Source organism: Methanosarcina soligelidi (assembly GCF_000744315.1).
Lineage (GTDB): Archaea > Halobacteriota > Methanosarcinia > Methanosarcinales > Methanosarcinaceae > Methanosarcina > Methanosarcina mazei.
In genome coordinates this window covers 728,425-755,146 of the sequence record NZ_JQLR01000001.1, presented here as the reverse complement: position 1 = coordinate 755,146, position 26,722 = coordinate 728,425, and the positions used below count along the sequence as shown (strand labels likewise).

Annotated in this window: 18 protein-coding genes; 10 read left to right on the top strand and 8 right to left on the bottom strand. The window is 37.4% G+C overall.

From position 1 onward, the window contains the following. Positions 1–16: 16 nt before the first annotated feature. Complete coding sequence (locus M886_RS03330; protein WP_011033144.1) at positions 17–892, bottom strand: CPBP family intramembrane glutamic endopeptidase; 876 nt, start codon at positions 890–892, stop codon at positions 17–19. Between the two features lie 2 nt (positions 893–894). Further along, entirely contained in the window at positions 895–1,782 is an 888-nt protein-coding gene (locus tag M886_RS03325; protein WP_048039593.1) for a DUF1616 domain-containing protein, read from the bottom strand. Positions 1,783–2,326: 544 nt separating this feature from the next. Here M886_RS03325 and M886_RS03320 point away from each other — a divergent pair. Further along, positions 2,327–3,223 (top strand): SDR family NAD(P)-dependent oxidoreductase, encoded by an 897-nt coding sequence (locus M886_RS03320; protein WP_048039594.1) that lies wholly within the window; start codon positions 2,327–2,329, stop codon positions 3,221–3,223. A gap of 83 nt (positions 3,224–3,306) precedes the next feature. On the opposite strand, the gene M886_RS03315 is transcribed toward M886_RS03320, so the two are convergent. Both M886_RS03315 and M886_RS03310 read right to left on the bottom strand, forming a co-directional pair. Further along, positions 3,307–5,208 carry a TIGR04279 domain-containing protein gene (locus M886_RS03315; RefSeq protein ID WP_053228864.1) on the bottom strand — a complete coding sequence of 634 codons (1,902 nt, stop codon included), beginning with the start codon at positions 5,206–5,208 and terminating at the stop codon, positions 3,307–3,309. A gap of 94 nt (positions 5,209–5,302) precedes the next feature. Continuing rightward, complete coding sequence (locus M886_RS03310) at positions 5,303–6,196, bottom strand: hypothetical protein (protein ID WP_193334227.1); 894 nt, start codon at positions 6,194–6,196, stop codon at positions 5,303–5,305. Positions 6,197–6,807: 611 nt separating this feature from the next. On the opposite strand from M886_RS03310, the gene M886_RS03305 reads away from it, so the two are divergent. Beyond that, a complete protein-coding gene (locus M886_RS03305; RefSeq protein WP_015411649.1) occupies positions 6,808–7,071 on the top strand; it encodes a hypothetical protein in 264 nt (87 codons plus the stop codon). Positions 7,072–8,356: 1,285 nt separating this feature from the next. Continuing rightward, a complete protein-coding gene (locus tag M886_RS17635) occupies positions 8,357–8,620 on the top strand; it encodes a hypothetical protein (protein ID WP_164481378.1) in 264 nt (87 codons plus the stop codon). A gap of 331 nt (positions 8,621–8,951) precedes the next feature. Here M886_RS17635 and M886_RS03300 read toward each other — a convergent pair whose 3' ends face one another. After that, entirely contained in the window at positions 8,952–10,337 is a 1,386-nt protein-coding gene (locus tag M886_RS03300; RefSeq protein ID WP_235203862.1) for a CPBP family intramembrane glutamic endopeptidase, read from the bottom strand. Between the two features lie 477 nt (positions 10,338–10,814). Further along, on the bottom strand, positions 10,815–11,702 hold the full coding sequence (locus M886_RS03295; protein ID WP_048050655.1) for a DUF1616 domain-containing protein: 888 nt from the start codon (positions 11,700–11,702) through the stop codon (positions 10,815–10,817). A gap of 1,093 nt (positions 11,703–12,795) precedes the next feature. Between M886_RS03295 and M886_RS03290 the strand changes: the two genes are divergently transcribed. The 7 genes from M886_RS03290 to M886_RS03260 all read left to right on the top strand — a co-directional run bounded on the left by M886_RS03290 (position 12,796) and on the right by M886_RS03260 (position 23,078). Next, positions 12,796–13,764 (top strand): glycosyltransferase family 2 protein, encoded by a 969-nt coding sequence (locus M886_RS03290; RefSeq protein WP_048050654.1) that lies wholly within the window; start codon positions 12,796–12,798, stop codon positions 13,762–13,764. 246 nt (positions 13,765–14,010) lie between these two features. After that, complete coding sequence (locus M886_RS03285; protein ID WP_048050653.1) at positions 14,011–14,988, top strand: glycosyltransferase family 2 protein; 978 nt, start codon at positions 14,011–14,013, stop codon at positions 14,986–14,988. A 164-nt stretch (positions 14,989–15,152) separates the two neighbouring features. Next, positions 15,153–16,391, top strand: coding sequence for a CgeB family protein (locus M886_RS03280; RefSeq protein WP_084685040.1), 1,239 nt, complete (start codon positions 15,153–15,155; stop codon positions 16,389–16,391). 16 nt (positions 16,392–16,407) lie between these two features. Continuing rightward, positions 16,408–17,595 carry a glycosyltransferase gene (locus M886_RS03275; protein WP_048051627.1) on the top strand — a complete coding sequence of 396 codons (1,188 nt, stop codon included), beginning with the start codon at positions 16,408–16,410 and terminating at the stop codon, positions 17,593–17,595. An 840-nt stretch (positions 17,596–18,435) separates the two neighbouring features. Next, positions 18,436–19,668 (top strand): glycosyltransferase family 4 protein, encoded by a 1,233-nt coding sequence (locus tag M886_RS03270; RefSeq protein ID WP_160173153.1) that lies wholly within the window; start codon positions 18,436–18,438, stop codon positions 19,666–19,668. A gap of 110 nt (positions 19,669–19,778) precedes the next feature. Beyond that, positions 19,779–20,954 (top strand): glycosyltransferase family 4 protein, encoded by a 1,176-nt coding sequence (locus M886_RS03265; RefSeq protein ID WP_048050650.1) that lies wholly within the window; start codon positions 19,779–19,781, stop codon positions 20,952–20,954. A gap of 207 nt (positions 20,955–21,161) precedes the next feature. Further along, positions 21,162–23,078, top strand: coding sequence for a hypothetical protein (locus M886_RS03260; RefSeq protein ID WP_152557982.1), 1,917 nt, complete (start codon positions 21,162–21,164; stop codon positions 23,076–23,078). Between the two features lie 852 nt (positions 23,079–23,930). Here the strand turns inward: M886_RS03260 and M886_RS03255 are convergent. Together M886_RS03255 and M886_RS03250 are read right to left on the bottom strand one after the other, a co-directional pair. Beyond that, a complete protein-coding gene (locus tag M886_RS03255) occupies positions 23,931–25,415 on the bottom strand; it encodes a lipopolysaccharide biosynthesis protein (protein ID WP_048050648.1) in 1,485 nt (494 codons plus the stop codon). Between the two features lie 57 nt (positions 25,416–25,472). Beyond that, a complete protein-coding gene (locus M886_RS03250) occupies positions 25,473–26,717 on the bottom strand; it encodes a glycosyltransferase family 4 protein (protein ID WP_048050647.1) in 1,245 nt (414 codons plus the stop codon). Positions 26,718–26,722: the final 5 nt, after the last annotated feature.

The following is a 26,722-nucleotide window of genomic DNA, read 5'->3' as shown; positions in this document are numbered from 1 at the left end:
CAACCGGCTTCTATTTTTATACCAGACCCAGTCCCGGACCCAGGTGGGGAATTATCCCGAATAAGAATATATTTATGAAACCGTGAATCATTACAACGAGAGGAAGGCTTTTCGTTCTGTAAAAGAAATACCCGAGAATACCTCCTGCAAGAAAAGTATATACTATTTCGTAAAAAGTACCATAACTCGAGTGCATTACCCCAAACAGAAGACTTGCAAGCAGGACTCCTCCTGCAGGTCCTAAAAACTCTTCCAGCCTTGTCTGGATAATTCCCCTGAAAATGAGTTCTTCAATCAGGCCTACTATAAAAATCATTATAATTGTAAGTTGAAGAAGGTTAAAAAATGAAAGGTCCGGGATAAGCGGTCTTGTCTGTACGATCAAATACTCCGCCTCTGCAAAAATCAAACCTGCGAGCAGAGAAAAAGGCAGATAAAGCCCCATTTTCCTGAGCAAATCCATTTTTCCTTCTTTTGGAATTTCCTGATACACAGATACAATTGTTATAGGGATTGTCATGGGCAAATACATGAATACGAATGAGTAAATATTGGCTTCAAAGAATATAGGCATTGAAAGGTTTACCAGCCGAAGAACTGGCAGGAGTATTAATGCCTGGTAAACCTTGCGTGTCTCCAGTTTTTTTGAGGCTATTATTGAAAGTGAAAGGATGATAAGAAGCAGTGTATAGGTGGCAGCGGCTTCTTTTATTCTTCCGGTAAATATCAGCAACTCGGCAAAGGCGATAGCAATAACAGGAGCTCCTGCAGAAAATATCTTTTGTAAATATCCGGTTTTTTCACTGGTCTGTATTTTGAACATTTTCCCAAACTCCGGCAAAGAGATCTGCCCTGCCTCACGTTCAGAAGAAGGATAGTCTGAAGACGCCATCTTCAGGTCTCCTTTGTGACATTTATCCAGAGGTGCGTATTCCTGTAAGGTATACTCTTTTCGGTTTCGTTAAAAAGCAGAAACTCCAGTTTCATGTTATTCCCCTCAACAGACGGGGTAAAAGTGACTGGCTCTTCCAATGATTCGTTGTGTCCAAGGCTGATGTATTTCTGGTCTTCTGGAAGGGGCAGGGAGTGATTTTCGAGCCTGACTTCCATTGTATAATCCACGTTTCTGTGCTCATGGTTCTTTACCCCTACAATAACCGTTCCGCTGTTTCCCTGTGTGTATTCTGTCGGGTAGTTCTCAGCCACCCTATCAGGACCCAGGATGTAAAATTCAGTGAATGGCTCTTCTCCTCTGGGATTTCCTATGACATACGCAAGGCTGCCAAGGGAAGCCAGTATGGAAATTATCAGCAAGGCTGCAAAGGCTTTGCTGGTCCCGTATCCGATCTCTTCAAGGATTTCTGTTTTCAGTGTGGAGGTAAAAGTTTCACCTGTAATATTGAAAGCTTCAGTTTCAGGTAACCTGGATCTTCTGTAGTATGCTGCCCCACAGCTGAGAAGAGTAAAAGCTGAAAGTCCTGCGAGTACAGGAATTTCCCTGATCCCCCAGGAAGTATAGTTCATTCCAAATCCCATAAGCGGGGTTATTGCGATACTTAACCCTAAAGAGAGAAGTGCTCTTTCAATTCCTTCCAGATCCTTTTTTGCAGGCAAAAGAGCTGCGGTCAGTGCATATCCCGGCAGGAATAGAACCAGAAGGAGTCCGAGGACTGTGCGCAGAAAGCTTCCGCTGAGTGGGGGCACAAGTACAAAGATATCAGTAAGGACCACAAGAGCTGCTACAATCAGCAGATCAAGAGAAAATTGTCTGTTCCCGGTCATTTTTATCACTGTGGAAATATTTAGTAATCTCTCTTCCTACAATTTATACTTATGTAAGCTTTCTGGCGACATCCTCTTTTTCAAAATCTTTTTGTATTTATTTATACACTCCTCTTCTACTTATTATATCTTTTCTGAATTTTTTACCTTACCAACAAAGTCCAGATTCAGATATTGCTGCAGAAGATTGGAGAATTTAAAAAGGAAATTTCAAGGTGCGGTTACACGCAATTCTTTACTTAAAATTCTAACTAAGTTTCAACTCGAAATTGTAGTTTAGAAAGTTATCCCGCCCCGATAGCTATACAGCAAAAACCTTAATAAACTTATGAGGTCCTAAAAGCTTTTATAGTTCTGGAACCCTGATTCCCAATTTTTTAATTCCCCTGTACCCATAAGGCTTCTTTCTATGAAAAATTTTCCCCTCTGAAGGAACTTCCTTCTGATTACTATCCGTTTTTTCTATTTCTATTAATATTTTTTAATTCTATTTTTCAGGCCTGCATAGAAAATTTTATTTTATACTTTTCCCTTTTCTCGAAGCATGAAAGTGCTGATTACAGGAGGAGCAGGTTTCATAGGCTCCCATATAGCTGAGTATTTTGCAGAAGCAGGCCATAGTGTAAGAATTCTTGACAATTTCGCTACCGGTTTTTCTAAAAATATCCCTCAGCACAAAAATGTCGAATTTATTCAGGGGGATATATGTGATCCTTCTTCGGTCGAAAAGGCTATCTCAGGTATGGACTGCGTTTTTAATGAAGCTGCCCTTGTATCAGTGCCGCTTAGCTGTGAAAAACCAGTCGAGGCTTTTCGGATAAATACTTTGGGAACGCTTAATGTATTGCAGGCATGCGTGAGGGAAGGAGTCGAAAAGTTTGTAACAGCATCTTCAGCTGCAGTTTACGGGAACAATCCTGTCCTCCCTAAAAGTGAAGGCATGTATCCGGAGCCAGCTTCACCTTACGCGATCTCCAAACTTGACGGGGAATTCCTGGCAAAGATGTTTTACGAAGAACATGGGCTCAGGACTACCTGTTTACGTTACTTTAATGTCTATGGGCCTCGCCAGGACCCAAAGTCTCCATATGCAGCTGTAATCCCCATTTTCCTTGAAAAGGCAAAAGCAGGAAAAGACCTTGTTATTCATGGCGACGGACTTCAGAGCAGGGATTTTGTACATGTCAGGGATGTTGTCAGGGCAAATGTAGCAGCTCTTGAAAATGGAGACGGCCAGGTATTCAATGTGGCTATGGGGAAAAGTGTAACAGTCCTGGAGCTGGCCGAGAAGATTGTTGAACTTACCGGCTCCTCAAGCAGGATCGTACATGTCGGGTCAAGGGCAGGAGATGTTCGGGACTCAAGGGCAGATGTCTCAAAAATTTCAGGCTGGTGGAAAGGCGAGATCGAACTGGAAGAAGGATTAAAAAGCCTTATTTAAATGTAAAAGGCAGGTTTTTAATAGAAATGCTGTTAGCTGGCTAATTTAAAAAATAGAATTAAACAGGAGATATTATCTCCTGCTCACGTTTTCTTTTCAGAATTTTCGTCTTCACTCTTCTCAGCTGTTCTTTTCTTTATAATTGCTCCTATTGCAATAATCACAAGGGCCCCCAACAAGAAGCTGGCAATTTTCAATCCTGAATTCCCGTCTTCCACAGGAGACGTATCAGATCCCATGGCTATTTCTGAATTGCCCTGCTGTTTTTCGTCAGAAATTGAATGGTCTTCATCTCCTCCTGTTTTTTCTTCAATCAGGAGGATGTTCTTGCTCGCTACAATTGCAAAGGGAGAGAAACTCGTTGTTTCGGCTTCGAAATAAATATATTCGTCATCTTCGCCTGTTTTTTCCGTTTTAAGAGGGTTCCACTGGTCTTCGGTGTAATGCTGAAGGACTATTGTATCCGTATCAATGTGGTTTTCATCTATCCATTCTTTGCTCACCTTGAAACCCACTATAGCATCCTTTATATTTTTCGAGCTCGATAACTTCCCGTCTCCTACCTGGATATTGATATATTTGTAAACTTCCCCTTCAGGTTCCTCAGTAACTTTTGAGGACTTTCCTTTCAATTCCTCAACAAAAGCCGTTATTCTGCCTGCTGTCTTCCGGGAGTAAAACTCAATATAACCTACAGGAGTGGCTGCATTTTTGAAATAAAACTTTACCTTTTTGCCATTTGACACAAACTGCTGGCAGGAATCTTTCTTTTTGATATTTTTCTCAGGCTCGGTAAAGTCTTCTTTATCTTTCTTATCATCACTCTTTGAGCTTCCTTTTGGTTTAATTTCTACTTCCGTTTGATTAAGGCCTACAAGTCCTTTTTCAGGGCTGTATGCGCCCACAAGGAGGTAATAACATCCTACAGGCAGATCAAATGCGGTAAGCGACAGTTTATCCTGGCCGACTTCTCCTATTGCTATCGCACCTTTTCCTTCTCCTATAAGGGTCTGAATTTCTGTCTGGAGCTCATTCTTTGTCAGTTTTGACCTGTAATTTGAGGATTTGATATCAAATTCTTCAATAAGGTCCACTTCATTAACTATAACTGAAGTTCCGGCTTTCGTGCCATTGGAGTTTATTTCTATGTTTGCTTTATATGCCTGCTCTTTTATGAGTACAGCCGCGTATATGCAATCATTCCCGGCAGCTCCTTCCAGTGACATGCTTATGTCAAGGTCTTTTCCTTTTACTATACTGGAAGGGGACGAAATACACAGTTTATGTTCTGTAACTACAAAGGCTGTTGAAGAAAGGACTGTCAGACTTCTATCCTGATTCTGCTGGACCATAACTATGCAGTACTGTCCTGCATCAAGAAGTCCCAGGTTATAGTCTGATGTATCCCCGCATTCGTCAAGTTTAACAGAGTATTTTTTGTATTCTTCACCCGCGCTTTCTTCGAAAAGAGTATTTAAGTTCCTGATATCTCCTGCCAGGAAAGAATCAAGAAGCTCGTGTGCACAACCTGAAGTTAATTTGATCAGGTAAATATCCACTGTTTCGTTTTCAAGAGCTGGCTCTCCGTAGAAAGACATCTCCACTTTTTCAGTCGGGAGAAAAATCGGATGAGTGGTATAGGACCTGGTTGAAGGGTATGTTATGGTATAACTTTCTTCTTCACATTTGTTCAGAGCCCCTTTTGCTCCTCCATATTCCATGTGTTTAGGACCGTTATATGTGAGTTTAATTGGCGTGGGAAGTTGAATCCTTGTGCCTTCATTCGGGCACCCCATTACAATCCAGTTACCCTCTGCCGGGTCACTGGTGTGGTCCAGAAAATAGACCACTTTATCAGTAAAATTCAAATTAGCAATTGTCTCTGTCTCTTCACAGCATGCCACTGTCGGCGCTGAGGATGCCATTACCGGCGCTGAGGTTAAGACGAGTATTGCCAGTATAAGTATTAATTGACTTTTTCTCAATTACATGCCTCCATTTTCCCCATTGAATTTCTGGTTAATCAGCTCAGGATAGCAAATCTTTTCATTCAATCCGGCTGAAATAATTCATCTTGTTTTATTTTCTCTTTGAATACAAAATAAGAATTAATAATGCTGCTACCATACCTCCCAGCATGTAAACCGTATCTACGGGAAGCCCTGATTTTTCAACAGGCTGAGGTTTCACAGGTTGAGACTTATGAACTTCTTCATGTTCTACGTTTTCACTGTCCTGATCCGAGTTCAAGACTGCTTCAGTATTATTTTCCATTTTTTCCCGGATTTCCGATGAATTCTTTTCCGTGACAGTTTCTATTTCTTCTAATGGATGGGCAGGTGTTATAGCTAAGGTTTTTCCCTTGAGGGTTACTTTTCGAGTAGTGCCTCCCACACTTACCTTAAAGTCTCCCGGGGGGACTGCTTTTGTATTATATGAATAACTGAAGTCCCCTCCTGAATCTGCTTTTATCCTCTGAACAGCAGTAATTTTCAGGTTCACCGTTGAATCTCCATTTTTAGCGTCTCCATCCATTTTTATCTGATAGGTTCCTGGAGGGACACTTGACTGCGTTACAGTTGCGATGTTACCGGAAGCTTCTGAACTCTTGGTTATCCAGATTAGCATTTTTACTCTGACATTGAGGTTTCTGGCATCACTTGCCTGTACTGTAAAGCGGTTATTGAACCCGTCCGGAATTTTGACGTCTTCGAGTATGTACTCATACTCCCCTCCGGATGCCTGAACATCCTTTTCAAAGCTTACCTGTATTTCAACCTCCTCTTCCGGAGAAGCGCTTCCCTTGATTCTAAGGGTGTCTCCAAGAGTGGGGTTCTCAGGGGATATTTCCCAGCTGTCAACCGCGGCAGCTGCAGGTAAAATTGTCAGTAGAGCCAGAATCAAAACTGAAAAAGAGACAGTTATAAAGAGATGTTCTTTTAGCCTTTTATGGGGATGAGCTGATTTTATCACGGGAACTACTCCTTTAAAATTCGGATATGCTTTTTATTTTTATTATGTGCGTACTTAAATTTTTTGAAATATTTTACAAAAGTAAACATTTATAATAATGCTAAAGATCGATATTTTGCAAACATTTTCTGTAATAATCTATTAATTTTTTGTAAATAGTAATCCGGGCCCTCTGCGAATTAAATATAAATTTTTATATTTTGTTTTGTTTTTTAAGGCATACCCTGATTTTTTTCAAACTCATCAATTTTTTAATCTGTATCACCTGTTATTTTCTGCTTTTACTTCTTATTATTTTTTAGTAAATGAATTAGTAATGTTATTTGATGTTTATATTCTTTTCTCGCATTTTCTTACATTGACTTATATAATATTTTTAGCAAAAATTTTTGTGTTTGATACTGTATGCCCTTATTTAACCCCGATTTTTTTGATCTATTCTTGATTTCTATTATATTTTTGCTTTATGTTCCATGCCAGAAATGAATGTTGTATTATATGTTAATCGTTTAACTTCTTAAGAAACTTTTTTATACTTTGCAATCATCGTATACGAATAATCTCACAAAATCTTGTGTGAAACTAATCAATTATTTATGGGAGGTATACTTATGCTGTTAAGCATAATTTCATCAAGTGCTATTTCCTCGAGTGCAATTTCCTCAAGTGCAATCTCTATGGTTACAAGTCCCGGGATCCCTCAATATGGTGCTGCGGTGGTTGTAGGGCTCATAAGCCTTCTTTCTTTGAAGGAGATCCTTTCAGCATCCGAGCACTGGAACAGATCACTGGACAGTTCTTTTAATATGACAATTCTGCCTTTGCTGTTCAGCTTTGCTGCAATTGTCGTTTACAAAGTAACCGGAGTAATTTAAATTCCGCATTTCCGGAATCATTCTCTTTTTTGCCGCATCAGACAGGTTTCGTGCAACTTTGCACTATTATTTTTTTAATACTTTCTGATTTATTTCAGTCACTTTTTAGCTATTTTTAAATTTTCGCGTCTTTCTGTCATTATTTTTTCTGTGTATCAAAATAAGAAAAGACCGTTTAACATTAAAGCTGAACAGAATAAATAAACTGTAAAGAAAGTGACAACTCCAAGACAAACCAACATTTTAATTAATAATTAAAAGTAAAGGGCAAATAAGAGGAAAAATAACTGGAGAATATCCGGATAGAAAAAGTTGAAGTTAAAGTTGAATTTAACTTTCGAATAATGAATTAGAGGATCGAATAAATTAAGTTGTTCAGGTAGATAATATCTCAAAAAATTTCAATTTTTTTTGTTTGGTAAACATAATATTATTTGATTGTGAAACTTGATTGTGAAACTTGATTGTGAAACTTGATTGTGAACTTACTTCTCTATTTCGATAAACCCTATCCATGACAAATTATTTTCCAGTTTACACTTTATTACTTTTTTCTTTTTCTATCTTTTTTATTTATTGTTTTATATTCTTAATCTCCACTATTTTTACAAAATCTTTTGCAAAACTTTTTATAGGGCATCTTTCCGTACACGAATATTTTCTATAATGTTTCATGCCAGTTTACTCCTGAAGCCCTTTAAAATTTTTCTGTTACCTTAATTTCTTCTTTTTTGCATGATCTTTTTCTGCCTCAGAATTACGGGCTTTCCTTTTTCCCTGTCTATTATAAAATCTCCTGTCCTGGATATTAAGTAGATAATCATGAGGAGACTGAGAATATAGTCAGGCAAATACTGGCTATATATGTTTATTTTTTAGTGGCTGTTAGCAGGGATATTTATCTGTCTTTTATACAGTTTCACTGTTCATTTTTTTACATCTGCTCCTTGATTAATCATGTCAATTACAGCCTATTTTTTTCAGGTAAACAGGTTTTCTATTCCAATAACCTCTCCCTCTGCAATGTATTACGTGCTGGAGATAGGACCGCTCATAAGCCTGATTCTAATATTTTCCTGTTATTAATTTTAAAACCGTGTTCAATGAATCCGGGAGGACAATAAAGGCATCTACCCGCTATTAAAATTTAGGAACTTGGAAAAAGTGTTTTATAGTATGTTGTATTATTATACCAATGATCTAAGATTATGTCAGTAGTCTATTATTATATCAATGATTCTCCAGTATCCGGGGTATATGCTTTAATGTTTAAAGGGGTGTCTTTATGCTCTTAAGTATAGTTTCAACCAGTGCTATTTCCTCAAGCGCTATCTCTTCAAGTGTAATTTCCATGGTCACAACCCCTGGTCTTCCTCAATATGGGTCTGCTGTAGTTGTCGGGCTGATTTCCCTTCTTTCCTTGAAGGAAGTTCTTTCCGCATCCAAATACTGGAATAGACGACTTAATAACTCTTTTAATTTGCCAATTATTCCTTTACTGTGCAGTTTTGCTGCGATTGTCGTTTTTAAGGTTGCTACAATCCTATGAGATTATTACTTCTCTTTATTACTTCTCTTGAAATTACCGGCTCTTTTTTGAAAAAAAGTTTTTTTTCATCTTATCTTTTTTATTACTTTCTCATTGCTTCCTGTCGTCAGTATGCTCTAATTTTTCTTTTATCTCTTAAAAAGGGGTTTTCCATTTTTGTTTAATTCATGATATCAGGTTTTCTTTCAGGAATATTATGGTTTTTTCGAAATAGTAGAGAAAGGAGATCTGAAAAATAAAGAATATAAGAAAAGAAAAATGGATCGGGAAGAAAACCCAGAGAAAATTTTAAAAAATTTATTGAATTTTAATTTGGTTTTGTATGAATTGTTTAGAGTCCTGGTAAGATATTTAGCTGGTGGGGCAGGATCCCGAAGAGGAAAACGTTAACAAAACCGTGAAGGACCGCAATAAAAGGCAAGCTCCTTGTTTTGTAGAAAGCGAGTCCCATGATAAGCCCTACAAAACCCGTATAGAGAATTTCCTGAAAAGTGCCGTACCCTGAGTGCATCAGCCCGAACATAAGGCTTGTAATCAACAGGGCTTCCCGGACGGTGAGAGCTTTTTCGAGCCTGCTTTGCAGGATTGACCTGAAAATCAGTTCTTCAACAAGCCCCACGAAAAAAACCATTATAAAGGTAAGCTTAAGAAGATTTACAAAAGTCAGGTCCGGAATCAGGTATCCTGACCGGATTGTAAGGTATTCCCCAAATCCGAGTAAAAAACCCAGAGGAACTGCAATAAGCATGTAAGGCACGAAATTCTTCATAGTTATGCCTATCTGCTCAAGGGAATCACGCTGGTGAAGTATAATAGTTATCACAGGAATTGCAAGGGGTCCGTAGACAAACATGAAGGTGTAAAGGGTAGTTTCAAAAAATATCGGCATTGAAAGGTTAATAAGCCTGAGTACGGGCAGAAGCATCAATGCCTGATATATCCTGTGTACCTCCGGATCTTTTAAAAATATGTCTGAAAGAGAGAGGGAGATAACGATCCCTATATGTACCCAGACAGCTGCACCCATCCTGCCTGAAAAGATCAGAAGTTCCGCAATTGTTATGCCCAGGACAGGAAGTGCCGTAAGAAGCCTGAGCCGTTTGGCTTTGAATTCTTCCTGACTATTTTCCTTAATATTTTCCTGAATATTTTCCTGAATATTTTCCTGACTATTTTCCTGAATATTTTCCTGAACATTTTTCTGAACATTCTGGACACCCTGGACATTCTCCTGAATGTTCTGAATCTTCTGGGCGTCCTTAATATTTTCCTGAATTCTCTGAACGTCCTGACCCTTCTCCATGCCAGATTCTTCAGGCCCTGTTATTTTCCTGATTCTGATCCGGGGGAGTCCTTTTATATATTTTTTTGTAACCTCCGGATTTCCAGAAGTTATGTGCAAATACCCTATAAGAATCAGAACTGCTGCCCCGATTCCTCCTGCGGTATATATGATATCTACATACTGCTCGATTTTCTGAATTGGGTCGGGATCTTCATGCAGAACCGATGCAGATACGGAGTTTTCTGTTTCTCCCGAAACCTCTGAATATATCTGTTCTGAAAGATGCCCTGTATCTGTTGAAGGGGATAATTCCAGGCTGCTTCCTGGTGCGGCATGTGCAGAAATTGCCAGCAGGGTCAGAGTAAGGACTGAAACGATAACCTGAATATTCAGTTTTTTTTGCTTATTGTGATAATTAGTTGGTTTTCGCACGGAAATTGCTCCTCTTTCAAACAGGGCAGTCCAGATTTATTTTGTGGACATCTTATTAAATGTTTTTTAGTTGTTTTCCTTATTAAATCTTGGGGATGTTATACGACTTTCATATTATACAGGTTTTTATTATAAAATCTTATATGAAGTTTTGTAGATAGTTAGATGTTTTAATTTCCAGGGTCCAAACTTAAAGAGTCTAAACTTAAAGGGTCTAAACTTAAAACTGGAGCAAAAAAGTTTTGAGTCCGTAAAAATATTACAGACCCGTTTTCCATAAGAACTTTTTCAGGATTCCGAATAATCGAATTTTCAGAAGAAACCCGATAAATAAAACCCGAAGCCTGAATCCGGTATTCCGGATATTGGGACAGAATGGCACAGATCGAAAATAAGATTCTGGGCTCCAATCCCACTTTTTCGAGTTATGAAATTTCTGTATCAGGTGTATCAGGTGTATCAGGTGTATCAGGTGTATTAGGTCCCTGTTGAGTTTACATTTATCCAGAGGTGGAGGTCCCTGTAGGACGTGTTCTTATCTGTCTCGTTAAAGAGCAGGAACTCAAGTTTCATGTTTTTCCCTTCTTCCGGAGGAGTGAGCGTTAGAGATTTTTCCCAGGTCTCGTTATGTGCGAGTGATACCTGCTGCATATTTCCAGGAATTGGAAGGGATTTATTTTCAAGCCTGACGTCCAGTGTGTAGTTTACAGGCCTGTACTCGTGGTTTACGACCCCTATAATTACTTTTCCGCTATCTCCGAGTGTGTAGTTTGTCGGGTAATTATCAGCCATTCCTTCAGGCCCGAGGATATAGAACTCCGTGAAGTGTTCCCCTTCTTTTGGGGTAATAATCACATACACGAGGGTTGTAACGGAGAGGAGAATGGAAATAACCAGAATGATTGTAAGGGTCCTGTCAAGTCCTGGTTCGGGCTTTTCCAGAATTTCTGCTTTTATTTCGAGCAGGGTTTTCCTGAAGGGAACCTCAAAGGCATCAGCTTCGGGAAGTTTTGCCCTCCTTATGTAGGCAAGCCCGCACATTATAATTGTGAACACTGACAGGCTTATAAGGATTGGCAGAAGCCTTATTCCCCACGGGGTATAGTTAAGCCCAAGACCTATCAGGGGCACGACCGCAATACTCAGCCCGAAGGAAAGGGCTGTCCTTTCAATGCCGTCAAGGTCTGATTTCGCGGGAAAAAGTGCAGCTATCAGGGCATATCCTGGCAGGAAAAGTACAAGGGGCAGGCCGAGGATATTACGGAACACAGTTTCACTTAATCCGGGCATGAGCACAAAGAGATCGGTAAGGAGCACAAGCCCTATAACGGTCAAGAGGTCTGAAGGAATTTTCTTTCCGGTCATTCAGGTCATCCGGCATATTATTTAAAAAAATTATTATATTTCTCCAATTTCTTCCGGAGAGTTACTATTTTTTCCTCATACATTTTATTCTTTCGCTCTTTCCACTTTATTTGTTTGTTCCGAGGAATTTTTTTCGTTCCTGTATTTTTTCTTTTATGTATTCAGGGCTCCATCCTTATACATTTTTTGCTTCAGTTTTTCCCCTTTTATTATTTAATTTCTATGTATATCTTTTGATTCGACTCGTCATTTTCCATTTAATTTGAATTTGATTTTAAATTTGATTTCATTGGTCATCGGTTAAGGTATTTTTTTGCCTGAAAGCTATCGATTTTGCACCAGAAGCCTATCTTAAATTTTGGTCGATTTACATGAAATCGATATCCTGTTCATGCCTATAATGAAATTAAATATTTGATGAATGTCGTAGGAATGGAGGCAATTTATCACGATTCTTCACTTCACCGAATACTCATGAATTTGATTTTAAATTTGATTTTGATTTTGATTTTGATTTTAAATTTGATTTCGATTTTGATTTTAATATATACTTCCCAATAAAGCCCGGAAAAATCTTGAAATTATTTTTTCAGAGTTTTTCTATCCTGTCTTCTTCTCCCTTTATCTAAATGCGGCAAGTGGGGTATATTTCAGGCCAGACTCCAAATCTTCAGTTCACAGGAGAAATTTATCAAGAATACTGGAAAGCCCGCGGTGTCTGAAGGCGGAATTTTTGTGCCCTTATGCTGTTGTTTTTTCGAAATTAATTTTTATCTTACTTTATATATCTTTTTTATGTTCTCCTTTTCCCGTATTTTTTGCACTTACGTAACCCAATGGTATAATGTTATATCCGTATAATCAATGGCTCTCCAGATACTATTATTACTTATTTATTATTATGCCACAGTACATCTGTCAATAAATTTATATATTCGCGGCCCAGATGTCAATCTAAAAAATTAAAGTATATTTGGGACTCAAACAGTTATAAAGTTGGTCTGGATTGCGGTGCAGCGACCGGTATTTAATGACGTTTGAGCCGCTTTAATTATTTCTACTTTATAATATAAATTAAAATGGGGTCATACATATGAGTAACGAACTTCTTATGAGCAGTGCAGAGTATCCGGCTCATCAAGAAAATAAGCGTTTCAGGGGGGCATCCTCTCAAAATATAACTGTAATCCTTCCGGCATGCAATAATGAAGTTTCAATCGGAAGCCTTATCCTTCTCACCAGGCTCTATGCCGACAATGTAATTGTTGTCGATGACGGCAGCACTGACAGGACAGTTGAAATCGCCAGGAAAGCCGGAGCCCATGTAATTGTTAACGAAGCCTGCAAAGGAAAAGTCGGATCCCTCAGGACCGGCTTCACAGCCGCAGCTGACCTGGGAGCAGATATTATAATAACTATGGACCCGGACGGCCAGCACAACCCTGCAGATATTCCCAGAATCGTAGCCCCAATAATTAAAGGCGATGCAGAAATGGTAAACGGCAGCCGTTATCTGAATTATCCCGGCAAAAATTCTTCCGTTTACAGCCGCACGGGCCAGACCATGCAGGACATTTCTGCAAATATGAACTTCAACCTCAAAATTACCGACACTCAGAGCGGTTTCCGCGCCTATGCAGCCTCTACAAAGAGCATTTTCCGCTTCAGCGGCAAAAAAACAGCCATAGAAAACGAAATGCTTGCCGACGCCGGAAGGTCAGGGATCCGCATTGCTGAAGTCGAGATAGGGGCCTGCACCAGCGTCGGAGCTTCGATCCGGGACCCGGTAAAGTACACGCTGGGCGCCCTGAGGACCATGGCTGAAGATATAGAAGCCAACAAGCCTCTGTACTTCTATTCCGTGCCAGGCTTTGCTCTTGCGACATGCGGCTTCTTTATGGGTTTCAAATTCATGGCAGATTATTTCTTCGGAATCGCAAGCCTCAACTTCGGGCACACATTCCTTATGGTCTTCCTCGCCCTTGCAGGCGCGTACATGACTCTCAGGGGAATAATTGCCCACTCAATGGCAGGAGCGGTCAGACAGACCGATTCTACCTGATATTTTATTCAGTAAAGGCAATTTAAACCAGCACGGCATTAAATCAATTCAATCTCTTTAAATAACAAAGCCCTGATAACTATTCAGGAACACGGATCTGAGCATTCAAACGAACCAAGTTATTGTTTTTTATTTCCGTGCCTGAATAGTTATATTTATACTTATATATTCACCGTTTACTTTATATGCAGTTAAATCCCTCTAATTTCGTTAAATCTTTAAATGTATTATTCTGGGGTTATTCGAATGAATAATGAACTGGCAATGGGCAATAACACCCATTTAGTAACAAAAAATGAGGAAATTCCGGATGTAAGAGGAATATCCCCGCAAAATATAACCGTGGTACTCCCCGCCTTCAATGAGGAAGTCTCCATCGGCAGCATAGTCCTCCTCACGAAGCACTACTGCGACAACGTAATCGTGGTCGACGACGGAAGCTCTGACCGCACAGCCACAATCGCCAGAAGAGCAGGAGCCCACGTAATTGTCCACGAGGCAAATAAAGGCAAAGGTGCAGCCCTCAAGACCGGCTTCACAGCCGCAGCCGACCTTGGCGCAGATGTGATTGTTACAATGGACTCTGACGGGCAGCACAACCCTGCCGAAATCCCCAGGCTCGCAGCCCCAATCATCGACGGCACGGCAGAGATGGTAAACGGCAGCCGCTACCTGAGCCATAAGGACAAAAATACCCCTATTTACCGCCGCGTCGGGCAGACCATCCTTGATACAGCCACAAATATGAATTCCGGCCTCAAAATTACAGATTCCCAGAGCGGTTTCCGAGCCTTTGCAGCTTCAACTAAAGACGTTTTCCGGTTCAACGCCAGAGGCATGGCAATAGAAAGCGAAATGCTTGCCGATGCTGGCAGGTCCGGGTTACGGATTAAGGAAGTAGAGATCGGGGTAAGATATGACGTTGACGGCTCAACCGTAAGCCCGATAGAACATGGTTTAGGCGTCCTTGTTATGATTTTAAAGGATATTGAATTTAACAAGCCTCTTTATTATTTTACAGCTCCCGGCCTTGCACTTGGGGTAGGCGGGCTGTATATGGGTGCTCATTTTCTGCATGAATTCATCCTAGGTAAAGGATTATACTTCGGGCCTACAATACTAATGATTCTTTTTATCGTTGTGGGAACTTTTATGGCATTGACAGGAATCTTGCTGCATTCTGTATCTGCGATTGCGAGGGAAACGAAGGCAGTTCAAACTTAAAGGCTAAGCTTTCAGGCAGCAAACAATCAGATCATTATGTGTTTTTAGGTATGATTTCCTGAAGATTCTTTATGTCTTAAAACGTCAAAAATATGGATAAGTTTTTAATAAATGCTGATTGGTTAATAAATGTTTATTTATTTTAAAACAGAGCGGGTTATTCGATGAAATTATTAGCGTTTGTCTCCACTATAGATTTAAAATACAAATTGGGATGCACCCCTTCATGGTGGCAGTTATTGAAAGCCCTCCACGAGACCGGAAACGAAGTAATAGTGGTTCCTTACCTTGGTGGGGCGGTGGAAAGCCTGTGGTGGAGAACTTACGAAAATTCGTGCAAGTTTGAAAGTATATTATATAACAACTTCCTGAAATCTCAGAGAAAAGTCGCTGATCCTTCAAAAACAAACGGTTTTCTTTCTCCCATCACGAAAAACCTGATCAACCTCGATATCAAGCCCAAGATCAAAAAACAACTACAGGACATCATAAACAACGAAAAAGACCTTGATTTTATCCTTTTCATGAATATCCCCCTCAACCATATCACAGGAATCCCTACGGAAATTAAACAGGAATTTGGAATTCCATGCCTTTACTATGACGGGGATATGCCCACAATCCTTCCAAAATATGCAATGTCTCGCGGCTTTAAGTTTGACTATTATCTAGAAGCCGACCTTTCCGAATACGACACATTCTTCGTCAACTCAAAAGGCGTAATTGAAGACCTTAAAGAAGCCGGTGCAAAAAACGTAATCCCCCTCTACTATGCAGCAGATGCAGATCTTTTCGCCCCCGTAAATGTGGAACAGACCATTGACGTCTCATTCTACGGCCACGGAAGCGAACTAAGGGAAGAATGGATGGCAAATCTGATCTCAAATCCCAGCAAAAGGCTTCCCAATGTTAATTTCTCTGTAGGAGGCGGCAATTTCGGGATAGACATGGGCAATGCAAAGCTTATAGGTCCGGTTTCATACAGCGCCTTCCGCGAATTTTGCTGTAAAAGCAAGATCAACCTGAACATTACCAGATGGTCTCACACAAATGTTTATGCCTCTGCCACAGCCAGGCCATTTGAGCTTGCAGCCTACGGAGCCTGCATAGTTTCCCAGCCTTATAGCGGGATAGAAGAATGGTTCAAGGTTGGAAAAGAGCTTATCGTTGTCAACAGCGAAGATGAAGCTGTGGAAACCTATGAATGGTTATTGTCATCTGATGAAGAAAGGCTGAAGATCGGTGAACGAGCCAGGCAGAGGATTTTGAAAGATCATACATACAGGCACAGGGCTGAAACGATTGTTACGTCGGTAAAAGGAACAGTGTCGAGTATTTTGAAGGAACCAGCTTACGAGCACAGGGCTGAGATGATGATTGAAATGAGCAAATCGTGCAACTAAAGTGAGCGCAGTTCATATGAAAATATTGCAGGTTACTAATTTCTTTAAACCTTCTTGGGAAGCGGGAGGTCCTACTCGTGTAGTATATGAAATTTCAAAAAAACTGGAAGAAAATGGGCATGAAGTTACTGTTTACACTACAGATGGATATAAATCAAGACTAAACGTTGAAAAAAATGTGCCTTTAAATATAGATGGGATCAAAACTTATTATTTTCGCAATTTATCCAATTACTTATCTAGAAGATTGGTGTTACCAATCCCATATTACGCACCATTCGTAATAAGGAAAAATATCAAATCTTTTGATATTATTCATATTCATGAATATAGGACACTCCTTGGAGTAATGGTACATTATTATGCAATAAAATATAATATCCCTTATGTACTACAAGCACATGGTACAGTATTACCTTTTTTTGAGAAGCAAAAACTAAAACAAATTTTCGACTGTTTCTTTGGAAGTTTACTGATTGATTCAAAAAAACTTATAGCTCTAACTGAGAAAGAATCTGATCAATACCAAATGATGAAGGCAAGTATAGACCAGATAGAGATTATACCAAATGGCATTAATTTTTCAGAATATTTGGAATTACCTAAAAAAGGATCGTTTAGAGAGAAGTATTCTCTAAATAAAGATGAAAAAATCATTCTATATTTGGGTCGAATACATAAAATTAAGGGAATTGATATTCTTATAAATTCTTTTTCAAAAGTTATGAACAAATATGATAATGTAAAACTGATACTTGTCGGTCCTGATGATGGATTTTCCTCTGTATTAAATAAACAGATAGAATCCCTAAAACTCAATGATAAAATTCTATTTATAGGGTCTCTTTATGATCGTGATAAATTAGAAGCCTATGTGGATGCAGATATCTTTGTTTTGCCTAGTTATTCAGAAGGGTTTCCAACTACTGTTTTAGAGGCATGTGCTTGTGAGACTTCTGTGATTATTTCTAACACTTGTAGCATTACAGATATAATAGATAATAAAGTTGGATATGTAGTAAATCTAAAAGATAATCAACTTTGTGATTTAATTTTAGACCTTTTAGTAAATGATGATTTAAGAACTAAGTTTGCCACTGAAGGTAGAAAATTAGTAGCAGAAAATTTTGACTGGTCAACTATTTGCAAAAAAATTGAAAGATTGTATGCAGAATGTATTAATTCCAAAGACAATTTAGGTTGATGTTTTATATTATAATTGTTGAAAACACAATAAACAGATTCGATAACAGTTTCTATCAACAAGATTATTAAAAATTTAAAAATCTATATGCTTAAACTTAATTACGTTTTGTCTGTTTGATGCGAAAATGTTTAAAAATTATTAGAATCTTGGTAACGAGAATGCTTCACTTTGCTTCAATATTCTTCGAAATTCTCCTTAAAAGATTTATCAACGGCTTAGTATCTTAAATGAATATGAATATGTTATAATCTGGTTTATTTACGAAAATTGTTCACGTAACTAACTAGTATGCTCTTAGAATGAGTCACCAAGAGAACTTACTCTCAGGTGAACAAAAAAATAGGAGTGTATATGGAAATTATAACTTCCGTAGTTTATAAGCGTGCTCAAAACCAATACTTTCTTAATTTGAATTCAAAATTTAATTTATGAAAGACTTCGGAATCCATGCACCATTTATGAAATAAGGTAACATCATTAAATAAAATTTCATTGTACACCAGTTAAGGAAGAATCGTTAACAATTTCATCGACTCCCGCAAAATTTGTCAAATTATAAATATTAAGCTGGAGTTTTATATCGATTTCAGTTTCAGCGCTCAAGATTTGAGCTGATTTCTTCTGTTGAAATCAAGATCAGTAGCAAGAAAACCTTAAACTATGATCAATGGATATGTGTTGAATTTATAGGTAGATTAACTGAAATAAAAGCTGTGCCTTTGTTACTTGATATAATTCAAGTGATAAAAGAGATCATCGCCTGAAGACAAAAATGGAAATAAACAATGAGTGGTAAAATTGAAGATAGTACATATTATGAATTGGTATATTCCTAAAATGGGATACCAAGAAAATTATCTTCCATCAGAACAGAAAAAACTGGGATATGATGTTGAAATTATTACATCAGATAGAATTCCCCCCTTCAAGGAATTTCGCGGAGAATTTCAGGATGAGGAAAGAATAATCGGGAAGGGATTATTTGAAGAAAACAACGTAACAATTCATCGATTGCCTGTGCTCCTAGAATCTAAGGAAAGTAATCAAGTTATCTTAATGGGGCTTAAATCAAAATTGAGAGAATTAAAGCCAAACATAGTCCATGTGCATGGAGAAATAAACCCTGTAACATTACAAACAATTATATGCTGCAAAAGGCTTAGATTTAAAGTATTCGTCGATAGTCATTCTAATAGTGACAATTTTAAACTCAATTCCCCATTAAAGCGGCTATACTATAAATCCGCGAAGGTGTTTTATATCATTTTTGGAAAACGAGTTCAATGCTGGTTGCCTATTACTAGTGCTTCTAAAGACTTACTAACAGAATATTTTGGCATAAGTGAAAAACACATGGAGCTCCTGCCATTAGGGGTCAATACTAACAGATTCTTTAAATGTAAAGAGTCCCGAGAGGCCAATAGAATTAAATTAGGCTATAGTGAGGACGAATTTGTGTTAGTATCTTCAGGGAAGTTCGATACTTCGAAAAAAATTGACATCTTGATCAAAGCTTTTTCAATAGTTGTGAAGGAAGTCCCTAAATTACGTTTATTATTGATCGGCAAAGGTTCGAGCGAATATATGAACTATTTAAACTCGATAATTGAGAGTGACAGTTTAAACGAATATATACGTATCCTAAATTTCGTAGACAACTCAGAATTAGGAATCTATTACAATTTAGCAGATGTGGGAGTTTGGCCTGGCACCAGTTCAATCTCTGTTATAGAAGCTCTAGGTACTGAACTACCACTTATCTTACCAAAAGGAAATGATGATTACAAAGTTGTATTTGACGCTAGTGCAGCGATTGATTTCGAAAAGAACAACATATATTCATTAGTAACGGCTTTGAAGAGCTTGATTCGATCTCCAGAGATGAGACTAGAGCTTAGTAATAATGCTAGAATCCTTGTAAAAGAAGAGCTCTCTTGGGAAAAAGTGGCTGAAAAGAGTATTGGAATATATTGTGGTAGTCGCCCCAAGGTTAAAGGACTGGTGGGGTGTCCTCCCGGCTCTTCCCAACGAGGTGATGGCTCGGGTATCCCGGGAAGATTTGGTCAATAATTTGGGATAAGCCGAGTATATTAGGTTTTGGTACTTAGCTTCGGAATGGATGCCTGAATTTTAGATTCAGACCTTTGGGAATGGGTTCGTGAATAAAATGAGGTGATAATATGAAATCCTGCCTGATCTATCCGGGAATTGAAAACTATCGGTCGAGGCAAAAGATGTTTGAATGTCTTGGCAACATTGTTGAAAAGGAGTTTATTATTACTGATCATATTGGGGACAAAAATAGGCTTCTGACAAATGAGAACGAGAGAGTTACATATATTGGATTATATGAGCACCAAAAACTAAAACCAATATTTATGTACGATACATATAAAAAAATGAATGAGTTGCTTTGTTACAATGATATTGACATTATTCACGATTATTTCTATAATTCGATTATAAGTAATACATTGCACAGAAGACTACATCTCCACGAACATGATTACCCTAAAGTAGTCACATCAATTGTTAGTAGAAATATTGGATGGTATAAGGAGATTCGTAAACTAGAGCCATATCCTAGTTTACGATATTCATATTTACGGGGAGTTAATATTTTTCTCGAGTATATCTCCTGCAAGCAAGCGGATGGTATTATGGTAAACTCCGAAGAAATTAAACAAGATCTTATAAGATACTGTAAGATATGCCCTGATATCATCCGAGTAATACCAAATTCTGTCGATACTGATTATTTTCGACCAAATTACGTTAAAAAAGACCAACTGGGATTGAATCCTGAAGAAAACATATTGTTATTTGTTGGCAATGTTTTTAGACTCAAGGGAATCTATGATCTCTTTGATGCTTTGCCAAAGGTGCTAATAAAGGAACCAAATACCCGTTTGATTATAATTGGCTCGATCCACAAAGATGAACTGCAATATTTATCCAACTATATAAAAGAGAGAAAGATCGAGAGTAATATACTATTCTTAAACCACATGTCGCAAGATGAGTTAATTAAATATTACTCTGTTGCAGATGTGTTTGTATTTCCATCACTCTATGAAGGATCTCCACGATCTGTGCAGGAAGCAATTGCTTGTGGGTGTCCTGTAGTAGCAACAAATATTGGAGGTATAAATATTTTAGATGAAAATCATGAATATATATCATTTGTTAATATAAAAAGTCCCGATATGATCTCCAAGAAAGTACTGGAACTAATAAAGGATTCGAACTTGGCAAAGGCAAAGGCTAAAAAAGGAATTCATCATATTCAACAAGAATTTAGTGACAAGAGTGTTGCAGGTCAAATAGTTGAGTTTTATCATCACCTGGTGGGATAACTTGGTGGTGAGCTTGTCTTCTCTTATAGTATGGGATCTAGGCAAGCACTGAGTATCATAATTAAGTTGCCAGAGCATTAGTGTCGCGTTAATCATTAAGGATTAATAGATACAACTGATAATATGCGACATTCTATGGCAGACACGACGATTTTCTTGCATAATATCTCTTAAAATTGGTAGAAAGTCCCAAGTTACGTTCTAAGATTGCTAAAACATCAAATTCGTCGTTTTGCAAATACTTCCTTAGGAAAAATTTGGAGTAAACGATATCGTATGTTCTATGGAGGGATTGAGATTAAATTAAAAGAAGATTGTGAAGACGAGCCATTGATCATATACGAAAAAAAGAGAGCATATTCAACATTTTGGGCAAATATAGAGAGATTTGTGTACCTGGGGTTTTCAGCAACTTTCTCTCGTTTTCTAAAAAATAATATTTTTTATCTTTGCTTGTTATTTGTTTTTATAGGGGTTATTTGTCTTATAATTAATTCCAATCAATATGCCTCATTTCCTGGATTACTTTTAGTTAGTATTTTTTTAATTCTCTTCCCGACAATCATAATTTTTTCTAAATATTCCTGTTATTTGAATAAATCTGAGTCAATTCTTTTAGTTTTCATCCCCTTAATTTTTTTAAATTACCTCTATTTTATAAAGGAGGGGTCACCAGTAGGTTTTGAAGATGTTCATCAACATGTTTTTGAATTCACTAAACTGTTTGATCAAAGTGGGAAGCTATTGTTTTTAAACGCCCAACAATTGTCTTTCAATTTTGTGGGTTTATATGTGATATTTAAATTTTTAGCAAATATTTGTAATGTCAATGTTATTTTTTTGGCTTCTTTAGTTCCTCCCATTTTTAATTTAATTTCAATAATTTTTGTATATGTGATTGCTAATAGGCTTCACTCTCATAAAATTGGTTTAGCATCGATGTTGTTTTTCGGCTGGGAAAATCAGGTTCTTATTTTTGGTCAAGAAATGAGAACACAAACATTAGGTACACTGCTCATTTTTTCTTTATTTGCTTTTATACTCATTTCAACAAAAAATAAAAGAAAATTCCCCTCTGAAGTCATAGTTTTAATTATATTGTTATTTGGGATTGTAACTACATCTTTTGTTTCTATATTTTATACATTTATTCTTCTCTTATCCACATTAATCACTCAGTATATTATTTCAAAAATTTACAGATCTTCTAAAACTCGATCTATAATTTCATGGGAGATCTTTTCTCTGTTTATAGTATTTTTTATTTTCTACCTCCTTTATATAGGAGTTTCATTCTCGGATACACTTTCTTGTATTTTGAAATTAATTTATGAAATGGGACAGGAAAATACCTCAATTTCTTCTTCAGTTTCTTCTAATACAGGACAAACAATTTATGGAATCTTTGTCCAAAAATTCACATACTTTTTTTGGGGTGTTTTTTTATTGTCGACATTATTTTACACTTCATTCGCATATACTCTGAAAAAAGCACCGAATTTAATATTTACGGGAGCATTTGGATCTTTATTTGTATTTTGTCTTCTTAATGGTGTAATTGGTCTTCTTTCACCTGGTCGAGTTTATGTAATATCTTTTATTTTTATTTCCATTGTGACCTCTTTTGGACTTTTAGAATCTGCTAAATATATTAAACAACCTTCAATAAAATCATTATCCACATTTTTTTTCTATGTTACTATGACACTTTTCATTATAGCTTCTGTTTCGAAAATTCCAAATTATGTTGTCGGGAATACAGAACCTTTAAGGTCAGAAGAACCAATAGATCTTATAACATACTGGGACTCTGATTTGCCTCAACACTCCTTAGTTTCTTTTATATCCTCTTATATGAATGATGACCAAATAACAAAATCTTCAATGCTGATTCGCAGATATGAATTTATGCAAGTATCAAATTCAAAAGAATTCAAAAAAAGTCAAATGGGAAATAATTATTCTAAGAATTTTATTGAGCCAACAGGATTTTGGATACTCCACGATTCTTTTCATGGTCGCCATTATACCAATAGAGATAGTTTACCTCCTAGTTATTTATTGCAAGATTTCAATAAAATATATCACTCTCAGGATTATGCTATCGCCTATAGAGAATCATAATTCTTGTAACATTTGTAATTAAGGTATCTTGTTAAAGCTACATTTTTCTCTTTCCAAGCGGCGCCGAGAGGGGTGACGCGGCGCCTGGCAGGAGATTCGACAAGAGTATTGAGGAGGTGTCGAATTGGTCTGCAGTCTCACGGGGAGAGTAGTTCTTGCTTCTGGTGTAATGAAATCAGATATCTAGGTGGGAAGCTCTTCTGGGGGGAAATATCTACGAGATATCTATTAACTCCCCAATGTTGTAGTCATCTCTTACTTCCTTTAAGAAATTGAACTTAGGCGGTATTTAGTCTCTTGCAAGTTTACTACAAAAATGGATTATACTTACTCATTTTACCTTACAATATTTCCTTTTGACTATTTATACAGTATCTAGAAGCGAGTACAATCACAGTGTTGTCATAAAACTTTCCTTAAGCAAAACATCAAATAATGTCCGTCTTTCTCGGTTGATTACCTGAATTTGTTCCATACCCAATAACTTTTTTTGCAAAAAAGGGTTCAAAGATAAAAATCTATAATTAATATCCATGCGTCTTCGGTTAAGTGAAGAGTCGTGATAAATTGCCTCCATTCCCACGACATTCATCAAATATTTTATTTCATTATAGGCTTGAATAGGATATCGATTTCATGTAAATTGACCAAAATTAAGATAGGATTCTGATGCAAAATCGATAGCTTTCGGGCAAGAAAATTCCTTAACCGATGACCAATGAATTAATATCAATAATATCTTTATCCACTTTGGATAGTGAACTATATTCAACCTTTCCCACTTCATATTTTTCATCGGTCGAGCGGATTAGCTCAAGTTAAAGAATTTAATCATAATATCTACAGTGCTTTTTACTGAGGGGTGATATTATCGTCGGAATAAAGATTACTACTTGATCCTTCTTGAGTTACTAACACCTTCTCTTTCAAGTACTTCCGCTCCAAACCTATCGTTAAGCACGTCCATAGTAAATAATAACATACATAAGCAATACCTGCACCAATCAATCCCATCCATTTAATAAATATGAATAATAATGAGAAGTAGCCGATTGCACTCAAAAGGTGTACCCAGAATGTTGTTTTAGGGTGGCCCATTGATAACATAGCCGGTTGTAAAGGAAAACCATAGATAGCTATAACCATTGCCAACATGTACCAGACAAGAACTGGTTGAGCAGCAACGAATTCTGCTCCGAAGACAAGCTGGATAAAAAAGGATCCAAATAGAATAACACCTAGCCAGATTATTGTAGCCCCTCCCCCTGCAACAAGACCCGAACGAACAATGAGTTGCTTAAACTTTTTAATATTTCCTTTTGCCCATAGTCTAGACAGGTCTGGATATATAACCTGATAGAAGGGATCTGAAAGCATAGCTGGAATCGCTGCAATCTGCTTTGCAATTTTAAACAGACCAGCTCCCTCGACTCCTGCAATACCTCCAACGATTATGGTATCAAGTTCTCTAACAGTCATTTTAATTGAACTGTTCAGATTTGTTGTCAGTACAAATCCCCAGATTCCAGGATGCTTAGTTGAGATGCCTTTTATGGGCACTTTATGTATTTCTTTAAAACCTTGTTTATGAAGTTCACGCCAGCCTAGGCCAAACAGTAACAATTGGCCAATAATTGTCGTTGCCATCCAGAGGATAAGAACAGACCACAGGTCTACACCAATAAACAACAGGATTAAAATTCCTATGAACTTTATCGCTGCAGTTATAATGTTTTGAACTGCAAACAATCGAAAGCAATTGAATAGTCGAAGTATTCCGGTCGGAGTGCCACTTATGTTGAACAGAATAACGAAGCTATAAAGAGCTGCCATCAGGACTGTCTCGCTCTCCCATGCTAGCAATTGGCCAACCCATGAGACAGCCACAGTAGCAACGACGGTCCCGAGAATTGCTGTGGCTACATCTGTCAGTGTGCAAAGTTTTACAATAGTCTTAAAGTCGTCATCGCTTTTCCTTACCAATGCTTCGGCTCCGTACTTGATCAAGGCCTGCCAGGACTGGAAATGTACCAACTGGTCTACGATGGTGACATATGTAGTGATTAGCACAAGTATACCAAACTGTGTTGGTCCCAGAATTCGCGCTGTGATTGCAAAAGTAGCGAGCCCCAATATCCATGCAACAATATTTCCACTCAAAAGAGTACCAGCATTCTTAAAAAATAGCCTAAAAGAATCTTCTTTGCACCATTGATAAAGCGTATTAAGAGAAATGTGCCTAGTCATATCAAAAGAAGAACTAAGTCTCATACCCGAGGCCTCCATTATTTCAGCAGAATATCCAGCAGTTTTGATTTGTGATGGAAAATGAAACAAAATATAAAATACCTTATTATAAACTTAACAATTTTATACTCTCACTACGCTGCCATTTCAATCATGATTGCAGTAGGATTTGAGAAGTTCAAGATATATTGTCTCTACTTGGCGAGCCATACATTCATAGGATCTATTTTTTATAACCCATTTATACCCATTTTCTCCCATTACTTGTGATGACTTAGGATCATTTAATAACTCAAGTATACCATAAGCAAACGATTGAGGTTGAAACTTAACCAAAACTCCAGCCCCACTTTCTTCAATAACTTCTTTTTGTTCTGGAATTTCTTCATTTGCTACAACCGGCTTACCCATTACCATATATTCAAATAGTTTTGTAGGCGAACTTACTTTATTAATTTTGAGTGGGGACATAGGAGATAAACAAATATTTGAAGCAGAAATGAAATAAGGTATGTCAAAATATGAAACTTGTCCTGTAAAAATTATATCTTTGCTGATTCCTAGTTCTGTAGATAATTCTTCGAGATGCAGTCTGTCATTCCCATCACCGACCATTAACAATTTTATATTTGGATTTACTTCATGGACGTGTGAAAAGGCGTGAATAATTGGATCAAGCAATCTCAGTTTATCCATAGTTCCTACATAGAGAAGAACCGTGGAGTCAGTTAAACAATATCTTTCTCGTATCTTTGAACTATCTGTATTAATATTAAATAGTTCTGGGTTCACACCCATTGGAAGTGGCATCATCTTCGATTTAGGATATCCGTCTTCTATTAATTCGGATTCCATCCACTTACTTATTGGAAATACAAAGTCTGCTTTTTTTAAGACATGTTTTTGAATAGAAGCTTGAACCATCCCAAATAAGTAACTTAATAAATAGCGATAGTATTTTCTATTTTTTTCGAATTTAAATACTTCCTTTGGAAATGAGTATTGAAAAACAAATGGGATATTATATCTTTTCTTGATATATATAGCTATTAAAGCAGCAAACACGTCGTTTCTTACCTGGATAAGATCGTACTTTTCAGTGTTACATATTTTTAATAAAAGATTATATTCATTTATATAATATCTAACAAAATTAACTATTTGCCCGAGGATTGAGGAATGTTTGTAGAAAGGAACGAGATGTATTGTAACTTGATTAAACTTTATCATTTTAATTTCCTTAGTTTCAAGACATGGCGAGATCCATCTAACCTCATGACCAAAAGAAGGCAGGTAATTGCCATATATTTCTGTAACTGCAGGCCTTGCTGGCATCTCTGGACTATATAAATTCGGAGATATCAAGCATAGCTTTAATCTTCTGTAACTCATCATAA

Coding starts and splice junctions, on each gene's coding strand:
- M886_RS03330 (WP_011033144.1), bottom strand. CDS start 892: ATGGCGTCTTCAGACTATCCTTCTTCTGAACGTGAGGCAGGGCAGATC.
- M886_RS03325 (WP_048039593.1), bottom strand. CDS start 1,782: ATGACCGGGAACAGACAATTTTCTCTTGATCTGCTGATTGTAGCAGCT.
- M886_RS03320 (WP_048039594.1), top strand. CDS start 2,327: ATGAAAGTGCTGATTACAGGAGGAGCAGGTTTCATAGGCTCCCATATA.
- M886_RS03305 (WP_015411649.1), top strand. CDS start 6,808: ATGCTGTTAAGCATAATTTCATCAAGTGCTATTTCCTCGAGTGCAATT.
- M886_RS17635 (WP_164481378.1), top strand. CDS start 8,357: ATGCTCTTAAGTATAGTTTCAACCAGTGCTATTTCCTCAAGCGCTATC.
- M886_RS03295 (WP_048050655.1), bottom strand. CDS start 11,702: ATGACCGGAAAGAAAATTCCTTCAGACCTCTTGACCGTTATAGGGCTT.
- M886_RS03290 (WP_048050654.1), top strand. CDS start 12,796: ATGAGTAACGAACTTCTTATGAGCAGTGCAGAGTATCCGGCTCATCAA.
- M886_RS03285 (WP_048050653.1), top strand. CDS start 14,011: ATGAATAATGAACTGGCAATGGGCAATAACACCCATTTAGTAACAAAA.
- M886_RS03280 (WP_084685040.1), top strand. CDS start 15,153: ATGAAATTATTAGCGTTTGTCTCCACTATAGATTTAAAATACAAATTG.
- M886_RS03275 (WP_048051627.1), top strand. CDS start 16,408: ATGAAAATATTGCAGGTTACTAATTTCTTTAAACCTTCTTGGGAAGCG.
- M886_RS03270 (WP_160173153.1), top strand. CDS start 18,436: ATGGGATACCAAGAAAATTATCTTCCATCAGAACAGAAAAAACTGGGA.
- M886_RS03265 (WP_048050650.1), top strand. CDS start 19,779: ATGAAATCCTGCCTGATCTATCCGGGAATTGAAAACTATCGGTCGAGG.
- M886_RS03250 (WP_048050647.1), bottom strand. CDS start 26,717: ATGAGTTACAGAAGATTAAAGCTATGCTTGATATCTCCGAATTTATAT.